We start from the raw sequence: 18,002 nt of genomic DNA on the forward strand, positions 1-18,002 counted from the left end.
GCTTTCACCACCCTGCCTCTCGGTGAGCCATCCGGCGGGGCACGTTCTCCGCGGCGCCGGTGATGGAGGCGATGATCTGTTCCTGAGACGTGGTGGTCACGTCGAAGAAGCCGTTGTTGCGCCCGAGCCGCAGCACGGCGGCCCGGTCCGCCAGAGCCTTGACATCGCCCATGTTGTGGCTGATGAGCAGCACCCCGAGGCCCCGGTCACGCAGACGGTCCACGAGGTCCAGGACCTCGCCGGTCTGCTCGATTCCCAGAGCCGCGGTCGGTTCGTCCAGGAGGAGGACCCGCGGGTCGCCGAGGAGCGAGCGGGCGATGGCGACCGTCTGCCGCTGGCCGCTGGACAGTGAGACGACGGGAGCACGCAGATCGGGGATAGCCCTGGTCAGACGGTCCAACAGGTCTCTGGTGCGATGCTCCATCTCGACCTCGTCGAGGAACCCGAACCTGCGGATCTCCCGGCCGAGGAAGAGATTGCCCACGACGTCGAGGTTCCCGCACAGCGCGAGGTCCTGGTAGACGGTGGCGATGCCGAGGTCCCGGGCATCGTGGGGGCGCCTGATGTGGACTGTCCGGCCCTCCCACTCGATGACGCCCTTGTCCGCCGGGGCAACTCCGGAGATCACCTTGACCAGGGTGGACTTGCCGGCCCCGTTGTCCCCCAGCAACGCGACGACCTGGCCCGCGCGAATCTCCAGCTCGACGTCACTGAGGACCTCGACGACACCGAAGCGCTTGGACACGCCGCGCAGCGTCAGCAAGGGGGGACTCGGCACGAAGACCATCTCCTTCCCATGACCGGCCCCAGAACCGGTCTGTCAGGTGAGTCCGGCCTTGGTGCAGGCGGCGTCGAGTTGCGGGGTGCAGATCTGCTGGATCGTGTAGACGCCGTCCTTCACCACGGTGTCCTCGATGGTGTCGATGGTCACGGACACAGGGGTGAGCAGGACGGCCGGAACCGTGCTCCCACTGCTGGTCGTCACCTTGTCCGTGGCGATCCGGTCGAGGCTTTCACCACGGGCCGCGGCCACGGCCAGTGCGGCGCCGGCGGAAGCCTCGGGCGCGAATGGCTTGTAAACGGTCATGTACTGCTCGTCGGCGACAATGCGCCGCACGGCTCCGAGCTCGGCGTCCTGCCCGGTGACGGGGGGCAGCGGGTCGACCTTGTTGGCTTTCAGAGCGGCGATGCTGCCGGCGGCGAGGCCGTCGTTGGCGGCGTAGACCCCGTCGATGTTGTCGGCGCCGAGGGCGGAGATGGCGCCGGACATGTTCATGTGGGCGACCTCCGTTCTCCACTGGGGGGTGTCGTACGCTTTGGCGATCTCGACCCTCCCCTCGAGCACGGACAGCGCGCCCGCCTTGAACGACACCGCGTTGGGGTCGCTGGGATCGCCGTTCATCATGACGATCTGGTCGCCGGTCTCCCTGTCGCCCATGGCCTTCAGCAACGCCGTGCCCTGGAGCCTGCCGACCTCCTCGCCGTCGAAGGAGGCGTAACCCGAAATCGGTCCCTCGGCGAGACGGTCGTAGGCGATGACGGGGATATCTGCCTCGTCCGCCTTCGCGACCGTCGGGCGCAGCGATCTGGCGTCCACGGCCGCGAGCAGGATGGCATCGACCCCCTCGGCGAGCATCGAGTCCATCTGCGCCTGCTGGATGGCCACATCGCCCTTGGCGTTGGCGTGCTCGACCGTGCACTCGTCGCACAGCTCCTTGATCCGTCCGTCGAGCAGCGGCCTGTCGTTCGTCTCCCAACGAGCCGTGGTGGAGTCCGGCAGCAGCACACCGATCTTCGTCTGGTTCCCCCCGCCGGAGTCGTTCCCGGCGCCCTCCCCGCAGGCCGCGAGAGCGGTCGCTGTGGCGGCCGCGGCCACAGCGACCGCTGCCCCCCGTACGCAGGCCTTCATGTGAGAGACCTCCCTGCAGCGGTCCCTGCTGTGCGAAAAGGGGCAAGACGACTATGTCGTAAGTGTGGCATCGGCCGCGGTGAACTGCGAACGCGACGGCGATCTGTCGGCTTCGCCCGTATATGAGACGCTGGTAGCCGAGCGCCCCGATCTCAGCCTGTCGGCAGCCGTGGCCTGGGGCGGGAAGAAGATGCGGACATGCCTCATGACGGCCGTGCTTGGGCCGGCGTCTCGCAGCTGCGGGCTTCGGAGGCGGGGGCTGCGGACACCGGTTCACCGCCTCCGGGGCGAGAGGCCGACCCCGGGGAGCGGGCCCTGACATTCGCCGGAGCGGCGCTGGCAGCTGTCTATGTGCCCGGTGCCGGGGAGGAGGAGCTCCGGTTGGTGGAGACGGCCGGACGCGCCGTTTCCCAGTACGGCCTGCCGGAGCATCTGCCCCTGTCCGGCGGCTCACCCGCCGCGGAGGCCTTCCGCACCGACCGGCCGGTGTGGCTGGACCATGCGGCCCTCGCCTCCTACGAGGGCGGGCCGACACCGCCACGAGCGCAGATGTCACTCGGTGCGGTGTCCCTCGGAGCGGAGGGCAGGCGGCTGGGGTGTCTCGTCGTCGTGGGGGGCTCCGCAGAGGGATTCGAGGCCGGACAGCGGCGCTTCCTGGAGCAGTACGCCGAGGCGGTCTCCGACCTGCTGCAGGCCGGGACCGACCGACCCGCATCGCCGTCGCTGCTGATCCGCGCCCTGCGCGAGCTGCGCGTCGGCTCGTTCGTCCTGGTGCCGGACGCCGGCGTCATCGACGCGGACGAGATGCTGCTCGAACTGCTCGGCATCACGCCCGACGACTTCGACGGCAAGGCGGACACGCTGCTCGCGAACGCGGTTCCAGAGGACATGCACGCGCTGATGTCGGTCCTGGAACCGTCCACCCCGGCGTTCGCCCGGCGGGAGCTGGAGTTCCGTGTCCGCCTCCCCACGGGTGAAATGCGCTGGCTGAGCCTGAGGTGCCGGGTGCCGACGAGCCCCGACGACCGGCCACAGCAGTTGCTCGGGGTGGTGACGGCGACCTCGGTCCAGCGTCGCAGCACCGACGACGTCTCCCGAATCCAGTGGCTGACCGCCGCACTTGACGACGCCACAACGGTCCAGGACGTCGGCCGCGTGGTCGTCACCGCGCTGCGTGAGCCGCTGGCCGCAGACCGGGTGGCGCTCGCCGAGCTGCGGGAGGACCGGCTGATCGTCATCGTGCTCGACCCGCCGCAGCCCGCCGCCTGGCCGGAGACCTGGCGTTCCGAGTGGCGTTCGGAGTGGCCGGACGCTCCGGTGAGGGCCCTGCCCACCCTTCAACTGGCGCTACGGGACGGGCGTATGGATCTGTGGCCCGCCGGCACAACCCTCGAACCGGGGCTCGCCGGCATCGGTGCCGGAGGCCTGGCCGTCATGCCACTGCCCGCCAGGGGCGGGGTCGTCGGCGTGTGCCTGGTCGGCTGGAATCAATCGCACGAGTTCGTCACCGAGGAGCGGTCCGTGCTGACCGCAACCGCAGTGCTGGTGGGGCAGGCCCTCGAACGCGCGCACGCGTACGACGCCGAGCAGGAGCTCGCGACGATGCTTCAGCGCAGCCTGCTGCCGCGGCGCCTGCCCGAACTGCCCGGGGGCACGGCCGTCGCCCGCTATCTGCCCGCCAGGCGTGGGCTCCAGGTGGGCGGCGACTGGTACGACGTCATCGTCATCTCCGAGGATCGGGTGGCACTGGTCATCGGTGACGTGCAGGGGCACAGCGCCGGAGCCGCGACGATCATGGGCCAGATGCGGACCGCGGTCAGGGCATACGCGGTGGAGGGACACCCGCCGGACGTGGTCGTCTCCCACGCCAATCGGCTGCTCGTCGGCATGGAAACCGATCTGTTCGCCACCTGTTGCTATGTCGAACTGGACATGGAGGAGGGCAACGCACTGTTCGTCCGGGCCGGGCACCTCTCCCCACTGGTACGCCATCCCGACGGCACCACCGAGGAGGTACAGGTCGAAGGAGGGCTCCCGCTGGGCATACTCGCCGAGGCGGAGTTCCCCATGACCGCGTTGGCGCTGGCCCCCGGCACAGTGCTCGCTCTGGTCACCGACGGCCTGGTGGAGGCCGCCGACCTGCCCCTGGACGAGGGGATGGACCGCACACGCACCGCGCTCGCCGCGGCCGACTCGGCGGACCCCGGGCGGATGGCCGACGAACTGCTGGGCGACGTCGGCCGCCGCGAGGACGACGTGGCGCTGTTGCTGTTGCGCTACGACGGCATGAAGGCCCGGCCGATCCGGGCCGGCTGGGTGGTGTGGCGCCTGCCCGACGCCGTGATGCACGCCCGCCGTTTCACCGCGCGCACGCTGCGCCGGTGGAAGATCGGGGAAGCGGCCGACGGGGTGCTGCTGGTCGTGTCCGAACTGGTCACCAACGCCTTGATACACACTCAGGGGCCGGTCCGCCTCGATCTGATACTCCGCGTGGATCGGGTGCGCGTCTCCGTGAGCGACGCCTCGCCGCGAGCGCCCGCCAAGCCGGTGATCGTCGACTGGGAGTCGACCGGCGGCCGAGGCCTGCTGCTGGTCGAGGCGATGTCGGAGTCCTTCGGCTCCGTGCCGGTGGCCGGCGGCAAGCAGGTGTGGAGCGAGATCCTCGTGCCACGATGCGAACCGGCTCCCGCGGACTCGGCGCCCCGAACGGAACGAAGGAGTCTGCCATGAGGCCCCGGACCGTGGCGTGGCAGGTCATCGCGGCACTCGTCGCAGGGCTCATGACGATCTCCCTGACGGCCTGTTCGGACGACGACGAGGGCGGCGCGGACGGCTTCGCCGTCGGCCTGCTGCTCCCGAGCCGAGCGGTGCCCCGCTGGGAGCACTCCGACAAGCCGCTGATCGAGGAGCGGCTGAGGCAGCTGTGTCCCGGCTGCACCATGGAGTACGCCAACGCCGAGAACGATGTGTCGAGGCAGCGGGAACAGATGACGTCCATGATCACCCAGGGTGTCAGGGTCCTGATCCTCGACGCAGTGGACAACAAGGCGCTGCGCTCCTCGGTCCAGGAGGCGCGCAGGGCGGGTGTCCCCGTCGTCGCCTATGACCGGCTCGCCCAGGGCCCGGTCTCTGGCTACGTCAGTTTCGACGGTGCGCAGGTCGGCAGGCTCCAGGGCGAGGCGCTCCTGAAGGTCATGGGCGAGAAGGCGACGGGGAAGACCGTCGTCATGGTGAACGGGGACCCGTCCAGTCCCAACGCGGCGTGGTACCGCAGGGGTGCGCTGTCCGTCATCGAAGGCAAGGTGAAGATCGGCAGGTCGTACGACACCCGCGGCTGGAGCACCGACAACGCCCACGCCAACATGTCCGCTGCCATCGCCGCCCTGGGCCCTGACCGCATCGGCGGCGTCCTGGCGGCCAACGACGCCATAGCCGCGGGCGTCATCTCGGCTCTCAAGAACGCCGGTGTCAGGAAGCTTCCGCCCATCACCGGCCAGGACGCCGACCTCGAGGCGGTGCGGCGCATCATCGAGGGCGAGCAATACATGACGGTGTACAAGCCGTTCAGGACGCAGGCCGCCGCAACTGCCGCCATGGCCGTCGCCCTCGGTCGCGGCGAAGACGTCCGCGAAGTCGCCACGACGACGATCGACAGCCCCACCACCCAGGACATCCCGTCCGTTCTGCTCGCTCCGAGCACGGTGACGGTCGGCAACATCAAGCAGACACTCGTCAAGGACGGCGTGTACACCATCAAGCAGATCTGCTCCCAGAAGCTCCGCCCCGCCTGCTCCCAGGCCGGACTCTCCCCGTGAGGGGCCCACGAGCCACATCGACCGCTGGCTCGCGCGTTGGCCGTGCTGAACCCTGCCCGCGAAGCAATTCAGCGCCGGCCCCGTGACCGGCGTACCAGTACCTGCCCGGGTACGGCCACCCGGACGCCGAGGACCTCCGTGACAAAAGCCTCTGGAGCTACCGTTGGCCGCATGGAGATCTGGATCAACCCGGCCTGCTCGAAGTGCCGCAGCGCCGTGAAACTGCTCGACGCCGAGGGTGCGGAGTACACCGTCCGCCGTTACCTGGAGGACGTACCGAGCGAGGACGAGATCAGGGCCGTACTCGCCCGTCTCGGCCTCGAGCCCTGGGACATCACCCGCACCCAGGAGGCCGCCGCCAAGGAGCTGGGCCTCAAGGAGTGGGCGCGGGACGCGACTTCACGGGACCGCTGGATCACGGCACTGGCCGAGCATCCCAAGCTGATCCAGCGGCCGATCATCACCGCGGACGACGGCACGGCGGTCGTGGCCCGTACGGACGAGGCGGTACGGGACGCCCTGTCCCGCTAGGCCCGATTTTCGCCGCCGGATCGCCCCAACTCCGGTGTGACGCAGTTTACTTCAGCTGACTCCTGTAACCACTGAGTAACAGCGTTCGGTATCTCGTACATAGCGGCGTACGCTCCCCTACCCCCTTCAGGAGGCGCGCATGTCGCGTAGGAGAACTCTCAGCACCCAGAAGAAGCTCGCCCTGCTGGTGAGCGCCGCGGCTGTGGCGGGAGGCGGGGCCTTCGTCATGGCGAGCACCTCGAACGCCGCACAGACCGCGGCCGAGTCGAGTGTCTGCCAGGGTCTCGCCACCGCCCTCGGCAACAACGAACGGTTCATCGCGGGGCAGCAGGCCAGTCCGGACGCGCAGTCCGAGGCCCGGATCGCCAACCGCGAAGAGGTCATCGCGCAGATCAAGGTGCAGCAGGAGGCGTCCGGTTGCGTCGTTGGGGAGTCGGCTCAGGGCTCCCAGGCGACACAGCCGGCGCAGAACAACCAGCAGAACGCTCAGCCCTCGCAGACCGCGACCGCCCCCGCGGGCAACGCCGGTGGCGGCGCCGCCGCATCCGGCGAGCAGGTGTGCAACGGCTCCACCGTCACCCTGTCCGGCGAGGACGGCGCCCCGGCCGCGTCCAGCAACCAGTTCCCGGCGGGCACGAAGCTGAAGGTCACCAACCTGGACAACAACAAGTCCACGACAGTGGAGGTCACTTCGGTCTCCGGCAGCTGCGTGCTGCTGAACAACGCGGCGTTCGAGCAGGTCCGCGAGCCCGGCAAGTTCCTCATCCGCCGGGCCGTGATCGAGAAGGTGGGGTGATGCTCAGGAACGCAGAAATCCACTGAGGCGGCGCACCAGTTCGGTGGGCGCGGCCTGCGGCAACGCGATGGGGGTCCCCCCGCTCGAGCGAAGCCGAGAGTGGGGGAGCGAGACGTCGCTCAGCACCACCCTCTCGGCACGCGGCAGCACCGCACCCGCCCGCTCCGCCACCTCGTACGTGTCATGGGTCCTGCTGCTCCCGGCCAGGAGCAGCAGGACCGGCATGTCGAGACCCCGCAGCGCGTCCTTCGCCGGACGCGAACCGGTCACCGGCTTCACGGAGGGAAAGCCGGCGGCCATCTCCTGGAGGCGCAGCCAGTCGGGGTCGAGCGGTGCTCCCCCGGTCTCCCAGTCCAGGAAGGCGCGCACTCGGCGCGGCGTGGGTCGCAGCAGCATCGGCAGCGCCTTCAGCAGATACGCCGCCTTGAACCCGGCGAAGCAGCCGGTCGGGTCGAGGAGGAACAGGCGGCGTACGCGGACCGGCGCACGCAGTGCGTAGTGCAGGGCGATCCAGGCGCCGTACGAATGGCCGCCGAGGTCGGCCTCCTCGATCCCCAGGCCGTCGAGCAGGGCGTCCAGCCACGCCACGAGGTCGTCGACCGTGCGGAGGCGACGGTCGCCGTCCGCCGTACTGCGGCCCGGGGCGCCGATCAGGTCGACGGCGCAGACCCGCCGGGTGCGTGCGAGGTCGGCGGCCTGGGCGAACCAGGACGCGGAGGTCGCTCCCCCGCCGCCCGGCAGGAGCACGAGCGGGGGCGCGTCACGCGGGCCGCACAGGTTGACGTACGTCGTGCCGTACGGCGTCGGCACCGTCATCGCCTCCCGCTCGGCGGGCCACTTGGCGATGACCTTGTCGTACGCCGCCAGGAAGCCCTCCCTGTCGTACGCGGCCGTCATGCGAACCCCCTATTATCTCGTTCAGCGAGATTGTCGTCGAGCGAGATGATAGCCGGAGGGGACGTATGACGGACCAGGGCGGCGAGCTGGAGATCGTCCATCTGCTGCGCGCGGTGACTGTCGAACTGGGGCTGCACAGCGCCCGGTTCGCGCACGGCAACGGCATGCACCCCACCGATGTGCGCGCCCTGATCTCCCTCATGGACGCGTCGCGGGCGGAGGAGGAGATGACGGCCGGGCGGCTGGGTGCCGCGCTCGGGCTGAACTCGGCGGGGACGACAGCCCTCATCGACCGGCTGGAGCGGGCCGGCCATGTGCGGCGGGTACGCGGCCGGGAGGACCGGCGCAAGGTGGTCGTCGAGGTGGACGAGCGGGCCGTCGAGCTCGGGTGGGCCTTCTTCGGGCCACTGATCGACCGGACGGTGGAGCTGCTCCAGGCGTACGACGAGCGGGAACGGGCCGCGATCAAGGGGTTTCTCGGCGCGGTACGGGACGCGGCGGCCGGCGCCGAGTGAACCGGCCTGGCGCCGTTCAACCCCATCGCATACGAGCCCGGCCCCCAGCACCGTGACGCGCGCGGGCGCCCTCACACCGCCTGTCGTACCACAGCATCACCAGGTAACACGGGGTTCACATTCGAGCAATGATCGGGAAATCGCCTGTTGACAGGCTCGCGGGCAACAGGAGCGGCGCCCCAGTGCCGCAGCGCCGCAGCACCCGCAAGTGCGCCTAGAGACCCACCCCGAAGGATGTGGCCCGTGAGCTTCAAGGCTGAGTACATCTGGATCGACGGCACCGAGCCGACGGCCAAGCTGCGTTCGAAGACCAAGATCATGGCCGACGACGCCAAGGGTGCCGAGCTGCCGATCTGGGGCTTCGACGGGTCCTCCACGAACCAGGCCGAGGGCCACGCCTCGGACTGTGTGCTCAAGCCGGTGTTCTCCTGCCCGGACCCGATCCGCGGCGGCGACGACATCCTGGTGATGTGCGAGGTCCTGAACATCGACCTCACCCCGCACACCACGAACACCCGCGCCGCGCTGGTCGAGGTCGCCGAGAAGTTCGCCGCCCAGGAGCCGATCTTCGGCATCGAGCAGGAGTACACCTTCTTCAAGGACGGCTACCCGCTCGGCTTCCCGAAGGGCGGCTTCCCGGCCCCGCAGGGCGGCTACTACTGCGGTGTCGGCGCCGACGAGATCTTCGGCCGTGACGTCGTCGAGGCCCACCTCGACAACTGCCTGAAGGCGGGTCTCGCGATCTCCGGCATCAACGCCGAGGTCATGCCCGGCCAGTGGGAGTTCCAGGTCGGCCCGGTCTCCCCGCTCGAGGTCTCCGACCACCTGTGGGTGGCCCGCTGGCTGCTCTACCGCACCGCCGAGGACTTCGGCGTCGCCGCCACCCTCGACCCGAAGCCGGTCAAGGGCGACTGGAACGGCGCCGGCGCGCACACCAACTTCTCCACCAAGGCGATGCGCGAGACCTACGAGGCGATCATCACCGCCGCCGAGTCGCTCGGCGAGGGCTCCAAGCCGCTCGACCACGTCAAGAACTACGGCGCCGGCATCGACGACCGCCTGACCGGCCTGCACGAGACCGCCCCGTGGGACGAGTACTCCTACGGCGTCTCCAACCGCGGTGCCTCGGTGCGTATCCCGTGGCAGGTCGAGAAGGACGGCAAGGGCTACATCGAGGACCGCCGCCCGAACGCCAACGTCGACCCGTACGTGGTGACCCGCCTGATCGTCGACACCTGCTGCTCCGCGCTGGAGAAGGCCGGCCAGATCTGATCCACCCCGCCACAGAGCTCCGGAAAAGGGCGCCCGCCGCATGGTGGGCGCCCTTCGCCTCGTAGCGCACCGCCGAGGTGGACGGACGCGAACTCGGCCTCACGTACCTGGAGTTCGAGCTCCTCCGACCGGGCGTTGATCCTCTGCTGACGGCAGATTGCCGTTCCGTCCCGCGGCCCGGCCCGGCAGAGTCGGGGGCATGAGACTTCTGGTGCTGGGCGGTACGGAGTTCGCGGGGCGGGCCGTCGTGGAGGCGGCGCTCGGTCGGGGCTGGGAGGTGACGGTCTTCCACCGGGGCCGGCACGCACCGCCTCCCGGTGTGCGCTCGCTGCACGGCGACCGCACCGCACCCGACGGGCTGGCCGCCCTAAGCGGGCCCGGCGAAGCCGGCTGCGGTTCGGCAGCGCCCCGAAGGGGCGCGGGGCTGTGTCTATCAGCGGCTCCGCCGCGGGGCGCGACCAGCCACGACGGTGCCGCAGGCGACCGACAACCCATCGCGGCACCCCCAGCGGAGCGCTTGGCGGAGGGCGAGTGGGACGCCGTCGTCGACACCTGGTCGTCGGCGCCACGTGCCGTACGGGACTCGGCGCGGCTGCTGCGGGGCCGCGCCGGGCGGTATGTGTACGTGTCGAGCTGCTCGGTGTACGCCTGGCCGCCCGCCGCCGGGTACACCGAGGACGCGCCCCTGGTCGAGGGTGCCTCGGCCGACGCGGAGGCCACCGAGTACGCCCGCGACAAGCGGGGCGGCGAGCTGGCGGCCGTGGCGGCGTTCGGGGCGGACCGGTCGCTGCTCGTGCGCTCCGGGCTGATCCTGGGGCCGTACGAGAACATCGGGCGGCTGCCGTGGTGGCTGACCCGGATCGCGCGGGGCGGCCCCGTCCTGGCGCCCGGTCCGAAGGATCTGCCGCTGCAGTTCATCGACGTCCGCGATCTCGCCGAGTGGATCCTCGGCGCGGTGGAGCGGGAGCTGAGCGGGCCGTACAACCTGATCGGTCCGCCGGGTCACACGACGACCGCGGGACTGCTCGAGGCGTGCGTGAGAGCGACCGGAGCGGCGGTCGAGCTGCGCTGGACCGATCCGGACGTCGTCCTGGGCGCGGGCGTCGAGCCGTGGACCCAACTGCCGGTGTGGGTGCCGCCGGACAGCGACCTGCACGCCGCCCTGCACGGCGCCGACGTGTCCCGTGCGCTCGCGACGGGCCTGGTCTGCCGTCCCGTCGCCGAGACCGTCACCGACACCTGGACCTGGCTGACCAGCGTCGGAGGAACGGCCCCTCAACGCCCGGACCGGCCTCAGGTCGGCCTCGATCCGGAGGTCGAGGCGAAGATCCTCGGCGGCCCGTAGCCCCCCAGGTGTACCTGGCACCACCCCCCGGTCCGGGTCCTTACCCCAGTGACCGGCCCTGTCCGCTCGGCCAGACTGACGGGCATGGACATCGACACGAGCACGACGAATGGTGCCGTGCGCTCTGGGGCGCGGGGCATGGGACTGGCGGCGGTGCGGGGGTTCGGGCTCTCGCTGGTGGTGTTGCCGGGGGCGATCCTCTGTTTCGTGCTGGCCGTGGTGTCCATCGCGCTCATCCCGATCGGGGTCGGCATCGTCACCACGCCCTGGGTGCTCACCGGAGTGCGGGCCTTCGCGGACTGGCGGCGGGTTCTGGCGGCGGAGTGGTGCGGGGTGCGGATCCCGTCGGCGTACCGGCCCCTCCCGAAGGGCGCCAATCCGTGGACCCGTACCTTCGCGATGCTCCGGGACCCGGCGACCTGGCGGGATCTGATGTGGCTGCCCGTCGACATGTCAGCGGGCTACGTCACCGCGCTGCTGCCGGCGGCACTGATCCTCTACCCCCTGGAAGGGTTCGCGATCGCGGCGGGGCTGTGGCGGGTGCTCCCCGACGGCTACTGGTACGGCTTCGTGCAGGTCACCGGGCAGGCCTCCGCACTCGGCGCGGCTGCGCTGGGCCTCGTCCTCCTCTTCTTCGCCCACTTCTTCAACACGCGTCTGCTGACGGCCCACTTCCGGCTCACCCGGGCCGTCCTCGCCCCCGAGCAGGGCGAACTCGCCGAGCGGGTCCGGGTTCTCACCGAGACCCGCCGGGACGCCGTCGACACCTCCGCCGCCGAACTGCGCCGTATCGAGCGCGATCTGCACGACGGGGCACAGGCCCGGCTGGTCGCCATGGGCATGGACCTGGGGACGATCGAGATGCTGCTCGACAAGGACCCGGAGCAGGCCAGGCAACTCCTCGCGCGGGCCCGCGAGTCCTCCGCCGAGGCCCTCACCGAACTGCGCGACCTGGTCCGCGGCATCCATCCGCCGGTGCTGGCCGAGCGCGGCCTGGGCGACGCCGTACGGGCGCTGGCGCTGCGGCTGCCGGTGCCGACCGAGGTGACGGTGGAGCTGCCCGGGCGGGCGGACGAACCCGTCGAGTCGGCGGCCTACTTCGCGGTCAGCGAGGTGCTCACCAACGCGGTCAAGCACGCCGACGCCGACCGGATCTATGTCGACCTCCACCACACCGACGGCATGCTGCGGATCTCGGTCACCGACGACGGCAGGGGCGGCGCGGTCATCGGCGCCGGTTCGGGTCTGGCCGGAGTGGAGCGCCGGCTGGGTACATTCGACGGCGTCCTGGCCGTCAGCAGCCCCGCGGGCGGTCCCACCATGGTCACCATGGAGATCCCTTGCGCGTTGTCCTAGCCGAAGACCTGTTCCTGCTGCGCGACGGACTGGTCCGGATGTTGCAGGCCTACGACTTCGAGATCGCCGCCGCCGTCGAGACGGGCCCCGAGCTGGCCCGCGCGCTGGCCGAGCTGGAGCCGGACGTCGCCGTCGTCGACGTACGCCTGCCGCCGACCCACACCGACGAGGGCCTCCAGTGCGCGCTCCAGGCCCGCCGGGACAGACCCGGGCTGCCGGTGCTGGTGCTCTCCCAGCACGTGGAACAGCTGTACGCGCGTGAGCTGCTCGCCGACGGCAGCGGCGCGGTCGGATATCTGCTGAAGGACCGGGTGTTCGACGCGGAGCAGTTCGTGGACGCCGTACGACGGGTCGCGGCGGGCGGTACGGCGATGGACCCGCAAGTGATCCAGCAGCTGCTGTCGCGACGCGATGCCGACGGCCGGCCGCTGGGGCGGCTCACCGCCCGGGAGCGGGAGGTGCTGGAGCTGATGGCGCAGGGCCGCTCGAACGCGGCGATCGCGGCGCAGCTCGTGGTGACCGAGCGGGCGATCGCCAAACACACCTCAAATATCTTCGCGAAGCTGGGGCTCGAGGTTTCGGACGACGACAACCGCCGTGTCCTGGCGGTTCTCGCCTATCTGGACCACGGACACTGATCCTGGGCGATCACAACTCTCGTGCTTTGTGGGGGAGTTGAGGGCGAATTGTCTGCTTCAGTCTCTCACCAATTTCTGAGACGGCTGAACACTCCTGGGACCTCCTGCGTATGGATGGGAGCCGCTTCACTCCTGTCGGGCGTCTCGCTGCCCCGCAAGGAAGTCAGAGGAGTTCCATGGGACGCAACACACGAAAACGCCGTACGCCGCTGGCCACCAAGGCCATAGCCGCATCGGCGGCCCTAGCGCTCGGTGGGGGCGGGCTGATCTGGGCCAACTTCTATGCCTCAGCGCATGAGGAGAATTCATACGGAAACCAGACCAGGTCGGCCGGCGCCCAAGTCGCGACGATCAACTGCCCTGACGTCGGTCAGCAGCTGAACGACGTGCCCGAAGGTGCACGCCCCGGCGTCGCCAAGGAGCTGGCGCTGCTGGACAGGCAGGTCACAGATGCCTACACGCGTCTCGCGGAGACGCGCCAGGCCCAGGCGGGGGACGCGAGCTACGTCAACAACGCGATCCTCGGCCCGCTGAAGTCCAAGCGGGCGGCCACCATCGACCGGATGAACATCAACATCCGGAACGCGGGCGGTCAGCCTCCGCAGGGGGGCGAGCAGCTGGCCGAGTGCCAGGGTGTGCCGGCCGACCAGATCAACAACGGTGGAGACCAGGGTCAGGACCAGGGCGATGGCCAGGATCAGGGCCAGGACCAGGGTGACGGTCAGGACCAGGGCCAGGACCAGGGCGATGGCCAGGACCAGGGCCAGGACCAGGGTGACGGCCAGGACCAGGGCCAGCAGGGCGGCCCGGTGGCGGACGACTTCGTGGACATCACCACCGTCCAGCCGACCGGCGGCGCGCAGGGTGTCAATGGAAACGGGCTCCCCGCCAACGGGGATTCCGGTTCGACGGGCACCTTCACCACGAGCTGTGGCACCAACGGGAACGACAACCACAACTCGGACAACGTGATCGTCGCCCCGGGTGTCGACAACGGTGCGCAGCACACGCACGACTACGTCGGCAACCAGGACAACAACGCCTTCACCAGCGACGAGCAGTTCCTCCAGGCCGACACCAGCTGCGAGAACCAGGGCGACAAGTCGTCGTACTACTGGCCGGTGCTGCGCCTGCAGAACGGTGAGGACGAGTTCGACGCGAACGACCTGGGTGGCGGCGCGGAAGGCAACATCGGCCCGATCCAGGAAGCGGTCCAGGCTGAGCTGAAGTTCGTCGGCAACAAGACGAGCGATGTCGTCGCGATGCCGCAGGCCCTGCGCATCATCACCGGTGACGCCAAGGCGTTCTCCAACGGCCTCGCCAACGCCAACACGAACTGGAGCTGCACCGGCTTCGAGGACCGGCAGTTGACGGACAAGTACCCGATCTGCCCCGAGGGCAGCTCCGTGGTGCGGACGTCCAACTTCCAGAGCTGCTGGGACGGCCAGAACATCGACAGCGCCAACCACCGTGACCACGTGGACTTCGTCCAGGAGGACGGCAGCTGCGCCAACGGCTTCCAGGCCATCCCCCAGCTGCAGGCCCGTCTGGTCTACGACGTTCCGGCGCCGCAGATCGAGAACGGACAAGTCGTGAACCCGTTCGCGGTGGACGGCTTCCCGACGGAGCTGCACAAGCCGATCACCGACCACAACGACTTCATCAACTTCTTCAACGAGGAGACGATGAACCAGATGGTCGAGTGCATCAACAGTGGCCAGGATTGCCAGTAGCAACCCGGTAGCACACTAGGAAGCCGGCGGTGGGAATTCCCACCGCCGGCTTTCGCTTGCCCCGAACCTGTGCGGTCAGTGACCGCTGCTGTTGTGACTGCCACCGGGGTTCATGTGCTCGGAACCCTCCTCCATGGTCCCGCCCAGCTTGCTCTGCAGCGTCGTGACCGTCTTCTCCTGGCCCACGGCGACCCACTTGCGGCCGACGAGGTAGTAGCCGCCGTAGTCCTTCGCCCCGTTCAGCCACTCACGCTGGCCGCGGTCGGTGGCGAAGGTGGCGAGGACGTACTTCTCCTTGCCGGTCTTGCAGATGGCCTGGCGGAGTTCATCGGCGTCGGTCTGCAGGTCCGGCTTGCACTTCGCCTCGGCGGCCAGGTGCTCCAGGCTCCCGGTCGCCGTCTCCGGTACGGCCGCCTGGTCGTCGCCGGAGCCGCAGCCCGTCAGCGCCAGTGCCGCCGCCGCGCCGACGAGCGCGAGCATCGGTCGGGTCAACCTCATCTGTTCCTCCGGTACGGGCATAGGTAGGGCACATGCCGAAGTCGGATACGGCTCCCGCGTGCGAAGCACTCAAAATGATCGGTGTCACACCGGACACACCTGTGCGAAGGTATGCCGATGACCGATGACTGGGAAGAGCGTGTGGCCGCCGCGTGGGCCACTTTCGACGACTACCCCGAGGACCGGGCCGCGGATTTCCGGTCCGTGATCGACACGCTCGTCGCCGAGCTTCCCTCCGGCAGCCCGCTGGGCCCCTTCGAGCAGGCCGGCGCCTGGGACTCCACCGGCCACTCGGACAAGGCGGTGCCGCTGTACCGGGAGGCGCTGGCCCTCGGGCTCAGCGGCACCAAGGGTCGTGAGGCGAAGATCCAGCTGGCCAGTTCGCTGCGGAACATCGGACAGGCGGAGGAGGGCGTCAAGCTGCTGACGCCGGAGCTGGACGCCCCGTCCGACGAGCTGGACGACGCGGTACGCGCGTTTCTCGCGCTGTGCCTGTCGAGCCTCGGGCGGGATCGAGAGGGCCTGTCCCTGGTGCTCGGTGCGCTGGCGGGGCATCTGCCGCGGTACCAGCGATCGACGGCGAACTATGCGGCGGCGCTCCGCTAGGGGGCGGTGATTCGTCTGCGGGTCGGTGGGGGCTGGTCGCGCAGTTCCCCGCGCCCCTTACGGGGCGCCAAGTCACCGGCGTTGTTGTAACCAGCCGTCGATTCGCTCGTTTTGCTGAACGTGCAGTCACAGGATGTCGCCACGCGCCCCACCCCCGTCGTCGATGTCGAGCAGGCCGAGGCCGCGCTCGTCGAGCATTATCCGCGGCTGGTCCGCCTCGCCTACCTCGTGCTGCCGCCGAGCCTCGGCCGCAACCGGCGCGTCCTGACCGCCCACGCCCTCACCCAGCGCGCGCTGCCCCGTCGCCGGGCCTCGGCGTCCGTGATCCCGGCCCAGTCGACGGGACGGGACGGCGACCCGGGCTACTCCTTCGTCCGCCTCCAGGTGCTGCGCACGGCGCTGGAGGCGGGCCTGCCGCTCACCTTCAAGGCGTGGCCCAAGCGCTCCCAGCTGCCCCCGCTGCTCCCCCAGGTGTGGGGCCTGCGTCTGTTCCCCCGCTCGGGCGGCGCCGACGAACTCGCCCTGGACCAGCGGCTGTCGGCCCTGTCCGCCCCGGCCCGCGCCGCGTACGTACTGCGCGGCCTGGAGCGGCTCGCGGACGGCGACGTACACAAGGTGCTGACCGCGGCCGGCGTCACCGATCCGGACGCCGCGCTGGCCCAAGCCGATGACGTACCGGCGCAGAACGCGCTGCTCGACTCCCCCGAGTTCGACCCCTGCTCGCTCCAGGCCAGGCCGACCGATCTGATGCGGCGCAGGCAGCACGGCAAGGCCGCGCTCGTCGCCGCCGCGGCGCTCGCCGTGTGCGGGGCGCTGCTCGGGCTGCCCGGCGACGGCTGGGGCCCCGACGGCGCCGCCGCACCCGCGTACGCGCGGAACCCGTCCGCGCAGGCCGCACTCGACCCGGCGAAGCTGACGAAGGTCGCCCCGACGGCCTGGCAGTCCTCGGCACGTACCGACTTCTCCGTCTGGCCCGCACGCGGCGACCGCACCGACGACCGCGCGCTCCTGCGCCGCGCCCTCGCCGTCTGGGCCCGCCCCGGCGAGTCCGTCCGCGTCTCGGCCACCCCCGCCACCCCGACCGGCGGCCCCGCCGGACCACCCCAGCTCCTCTACGCCGGAACCGTCGACACCGCGCACGTGGTGCTCCTCTACGACGGTCTGCGCGTCGTCCGCTACGCCGAACCGAAGGACGGCACGAGCGGCGCCGCCCTCGACTTCGGGCGGGCCGACGGCGCGACCCGCGCGGAGGCCGGCGCGGTGGTGCTCGCACGGACCGACGGCAACGTCCGTTATCTGACGGCTCCTTGGGTGACCGAGGCGGCCGAGCGGGACCTGATGCAGCCGCGCTCGGGCGCGATGAACCTCGGCCTGACCGACGGCGTGACCGCACCGCTGGCCAGCCCGGGCGGGCAGAACGGCGCGTGCACGTCCTGGAACGTGCTGCAGGTGACGGACGGTTCGGGCACCCGGCTGATGACCGACCTCGGCGAACTGGTCCCGGCCCGCCTGACCACCGGGAAGCCCGGGTACACGAAGGAGGCGTCCGGCGCGCAGGCGCTGCGCACCTGGGCGCCGATGGCATGCTCGTTGCAGGCGGTGCGGTCGCAGGGGGTGCGGTCGGTGAACGCCTGGGAGTACGCGCGGCAGTCGCTGCCGGAAGCGAACGGCTCGGCGGCGTGGGTGTGTACGCGGGCCGAGACGTGGCGGGGCGGCGGTGCCCGGGTGCTGGCGCAGTTCCACACCCCGGGCGGGAGGTACGGGGCGGTGGCGGCGAAAGCCGAGAACTCTCAGGCGTGCGGTCCCCGTGACCCCCACGTGCTGGCCGGGGTGTTGTGGCGGTCGAAGGCGGGGGCCTGGTATCTGCTGGCCGCGGGCAGCAGGGACACCGCTTCCATCACTGTGTCCGGCGGGGTGAGCGGTTCCGCGAAGGGCTATCTGCTGGCGGCACAGGCGAAGCAGGGGGCTCAGGCCCGGCTTAAGGGGACGCTGCGGGACGGACGGACGATCGAGGGCCTGCACTAGAAGTGATCGCCTGATGCTGGAGATGTGACGGGTTCATGTGAACTCGGCGGTCGGTCCGGTCCGTTC

Annotated in this window: 16 protein-coding genes; 12 read left to right on the top strand and 4 right to left on the bottom strand. The window is 70.3% G+C overall.

Going from position 1 to position 18,002, the window contains the following annotated elements; all coding sequences use genetic code 11:
* Positions 1-4 precede the first annotated feature (4 nt).
* Together KCH48_RS21295 and KCH48_RS21300 are read right to left on the bottom strand one after the other, a co-directional pair.
* A complete protein-coding gene (locus KCH48_RS21295) occupies positions 5-787 on the bottom strand; it encodes an ATP-binding cassette domain-containing protein (protein WP_210576247.1) in 783 nt (260 codons plus the stop codon).
* A 33-nt stretch (positions 788-820) separates the two neighbouring features.
* Positions 821-1,909 (bottom strand): substrate-binding domain-containing protein, encoded by a 1,089-nt coding sequence (locus KCH48_RS21300; RefSeq protein WP_210576248.1) that lies wholly within the window; start codon positions 1,907-1,909, stop codon positions 821-823.
* A gap of 198 nt (positions 1,910-2,107) precedes the next feature.
* On the opposite strand from KCH48_RS21300, the gene KCH48_RS21305 reads away from it, so the two are divergent.
* The 4 genes from KCH48_RS21305 to KCH48_RS21320 all read left to right on the top strand — a co-directional run bounded on the left by KCH48_RS21305 (position 2,108) and on the right by KCH48_RS21320 (position 7,051).
* On the top strand, positions 2,108-4,639 hold the full coding sequence (locus tag KCH48_RS21305; protein ID WP_210576249.1) for a SpoIIE family protein phosphatase: 2,532 nt from the start codon (positions 2,108-2,110) through the stop codon (positions 4,637-4,639).
* Positions 4,636-5,724 carry a sugar ABC transporter substrate-binding protein gene (locus tag KCH48_RS21310; protein ID WP_210576250.1) on the top strand — a complete coding sequence of 363 codons (1,089 nt, stop codon included), beginning with the start codon at positions 4,636-4,638 and terminating at the stop codon, positions 5,722-5,724. The genes KCH48_RS21305 and KCH48_RS21310 overlap by 4 nt, the downstream gene beginning before the upstream one ends.
* Before the next feature lie 171 nt (positions 5,725-5,895).
* Complete coding sequence (locus KCH48_RS21315; protein ID WP_210576251.1) at positions 5,896-6,255, top strand: arsenate reductase family protein; 360 nt, start codon at positions 5,896-5,898, stop codon at positions 6,253-6,255.
* Positions 6,256-6,394: 139 nt separating this feature from the next.
* Positions 6,395-7,051, top strand: coding sequence for a hypothetical protein (locus KCH48_RS21320; RefSeq protein ID WP_210576252.1), 657 nt, complete (start codon positions 6,395-6,397; stop codon positions 7,049-7,051).
* 3 nt (positions 7,052-7,054) lie between these two features.
* Here KCH48_RS21320 and KCH48_RS21325 read toward each other — a convergent pair whose 3' ends face one another.
* Positions 7,055-7,948 (bottom strand): alpha/beta fold hydrolase, encoded by an 894-nt coding sequence (locus KCH48_RS21325; RefSeq protein ID WP_210576253.1) that lies wholly within the window; start codon positions 7,946-7,948, stop codon positions 7,055-7,057.
* 65 nt (positions 7,949-8,013) lie between these two features.
* On the opposite strand from KCH48_RS21325, the gene KCH48_RS21330 reads away from it, so the two are divergent.
* From KCH48_RS21330 to KCH48_RS21360, 6 genes are all read left to right on the top strand, one after another.
* Complete coding sequence (locus KCH48_RS21330) at positions 8,014-8,463, top strand: MarR family winged helix-turn-helix transcriptional regulator (protein ID WP_210576254.1); 450 nt, start codon at positions 8,014-8,016, stop codon at positions 8,461-8,463.
* Between the two features lie 243 nt (positions 8,464-8,706).
* Positions 8,707-9,735, top strand: a complete 1,029-nt coding sequence (gene glnII, locus KCH48_RS21335) for a glutamine synthetase (RefSeq protein ID WP_210576255.1) — start codon at positions 8,707-8,709, stop codon at positions 9,733-9,735.
* A gap of 199 nt (positions 9,736-9,934) precedes the next feature.
* Positions 9,935-11,080: an NAD-dependent epimerase/dehydratase family protein gene (locus KCH48_RS21345; protein ID WP_246885610.1), complete on the top strand. Its 1,146-nt coding sequence runs from the start codon at positions 9,935-9,937 to the stop codon at positions 11,078-11,080.
* An 84-nt stretch (positions 11,081-11,164) separates the two neighbouring features.
* Positions 11,165-12,436 (top strand): sensor histidine kinase, encoded by a 1,272-nt coding sequence (locus KCH48_RS21350; RefSeq protein ID WP_210576256.1) that lies wholly within the window; start codon positions 11,165-11,167, stop codon positions 12,434-12,436.
* Positions 12,421-13,074 (top strand): response regulator transcription factor, encoded by a 654-nt coding sequence (locus KCH48_RS21355; protein WP_210576257.1) that lies wholly within the window; start codon positions 12,421-12,423, stop codon positions 13,072-13,074. The genes KCH48_RS21350 and KCH48_RS21355 overlap by 16 nt, the downstream gene beginning before the upstream one ends.
* A 176-nt stretch (positions 13,075-13,250) precedes the next feature.
* Positions 13,251-14,807, top strand: a complete 1,557-nt coding sequence (locus KCH48_RS21360) for a DUF1996 domain-containing protein (RefSeq protein ID WP_210576258.1) — start codon at positions 13,251-13,253, stop codon at positions 14,805-14,807.
* A 75-nt stretch (positions 14,808-14,882) separates the two neighbouring features.
* Here the strand turns inward: KCH48_RS21360 and KCH48_RS21365 are convergent, their stop codons facing one another.
* Positions 14,883-15,305, bottom strand: a complete 423-nt coding sequence (locus KCH48_RS21365) for a hypothetical protein (RefSeq protein ID WP_210576259.1) — start codon at positions 15,303-15,305, stop codon at positions 14,883-14,885.
* Positions 15,306-15,422: 117 nt separating this feature from the next.
* On the opposite strand from KCH48_RS21365, the gene KCH48_RS21370 reads away from it, so the two are divergent.
* Positions 15,423-15,911: a tetratricopeptide repeat protein gene (locus tag KCH48_RS21370; protein ID WP_210576260.1), complete on the top strand. Its 489-nt coding sequence runs from the start codon at positions 15,423-15,425 to the stop codon at positions 15,909-15,911.
* A gap of 120 nt (positions 15,912-16,031) precedes the next feature.
* Positions 16,032-17,936: a hypothetical protein gene (locus KCH48_RS21375; RefSeq protein ID WP_210576261.1), complete on the top strand. Its 1,905-nt coding sequence runs from the start codon at positions 16,032-16,034 to the stop codon at positions 17,934-17,936.
* The last annotated feature ends 66 nt before the right edge of the window (positions 17,937-18,002 follow it).

The organism is Streptomyces sp. GESEQ-4 (genome assembly GCF_017948455.1).
In the GTDB taxonomy this organism is placed as follows: domain Bacteria; phylum Actinomycetota; class Actinomycetes; order Streptomycetales; family Streptomycetaceae; genus Streptomyces.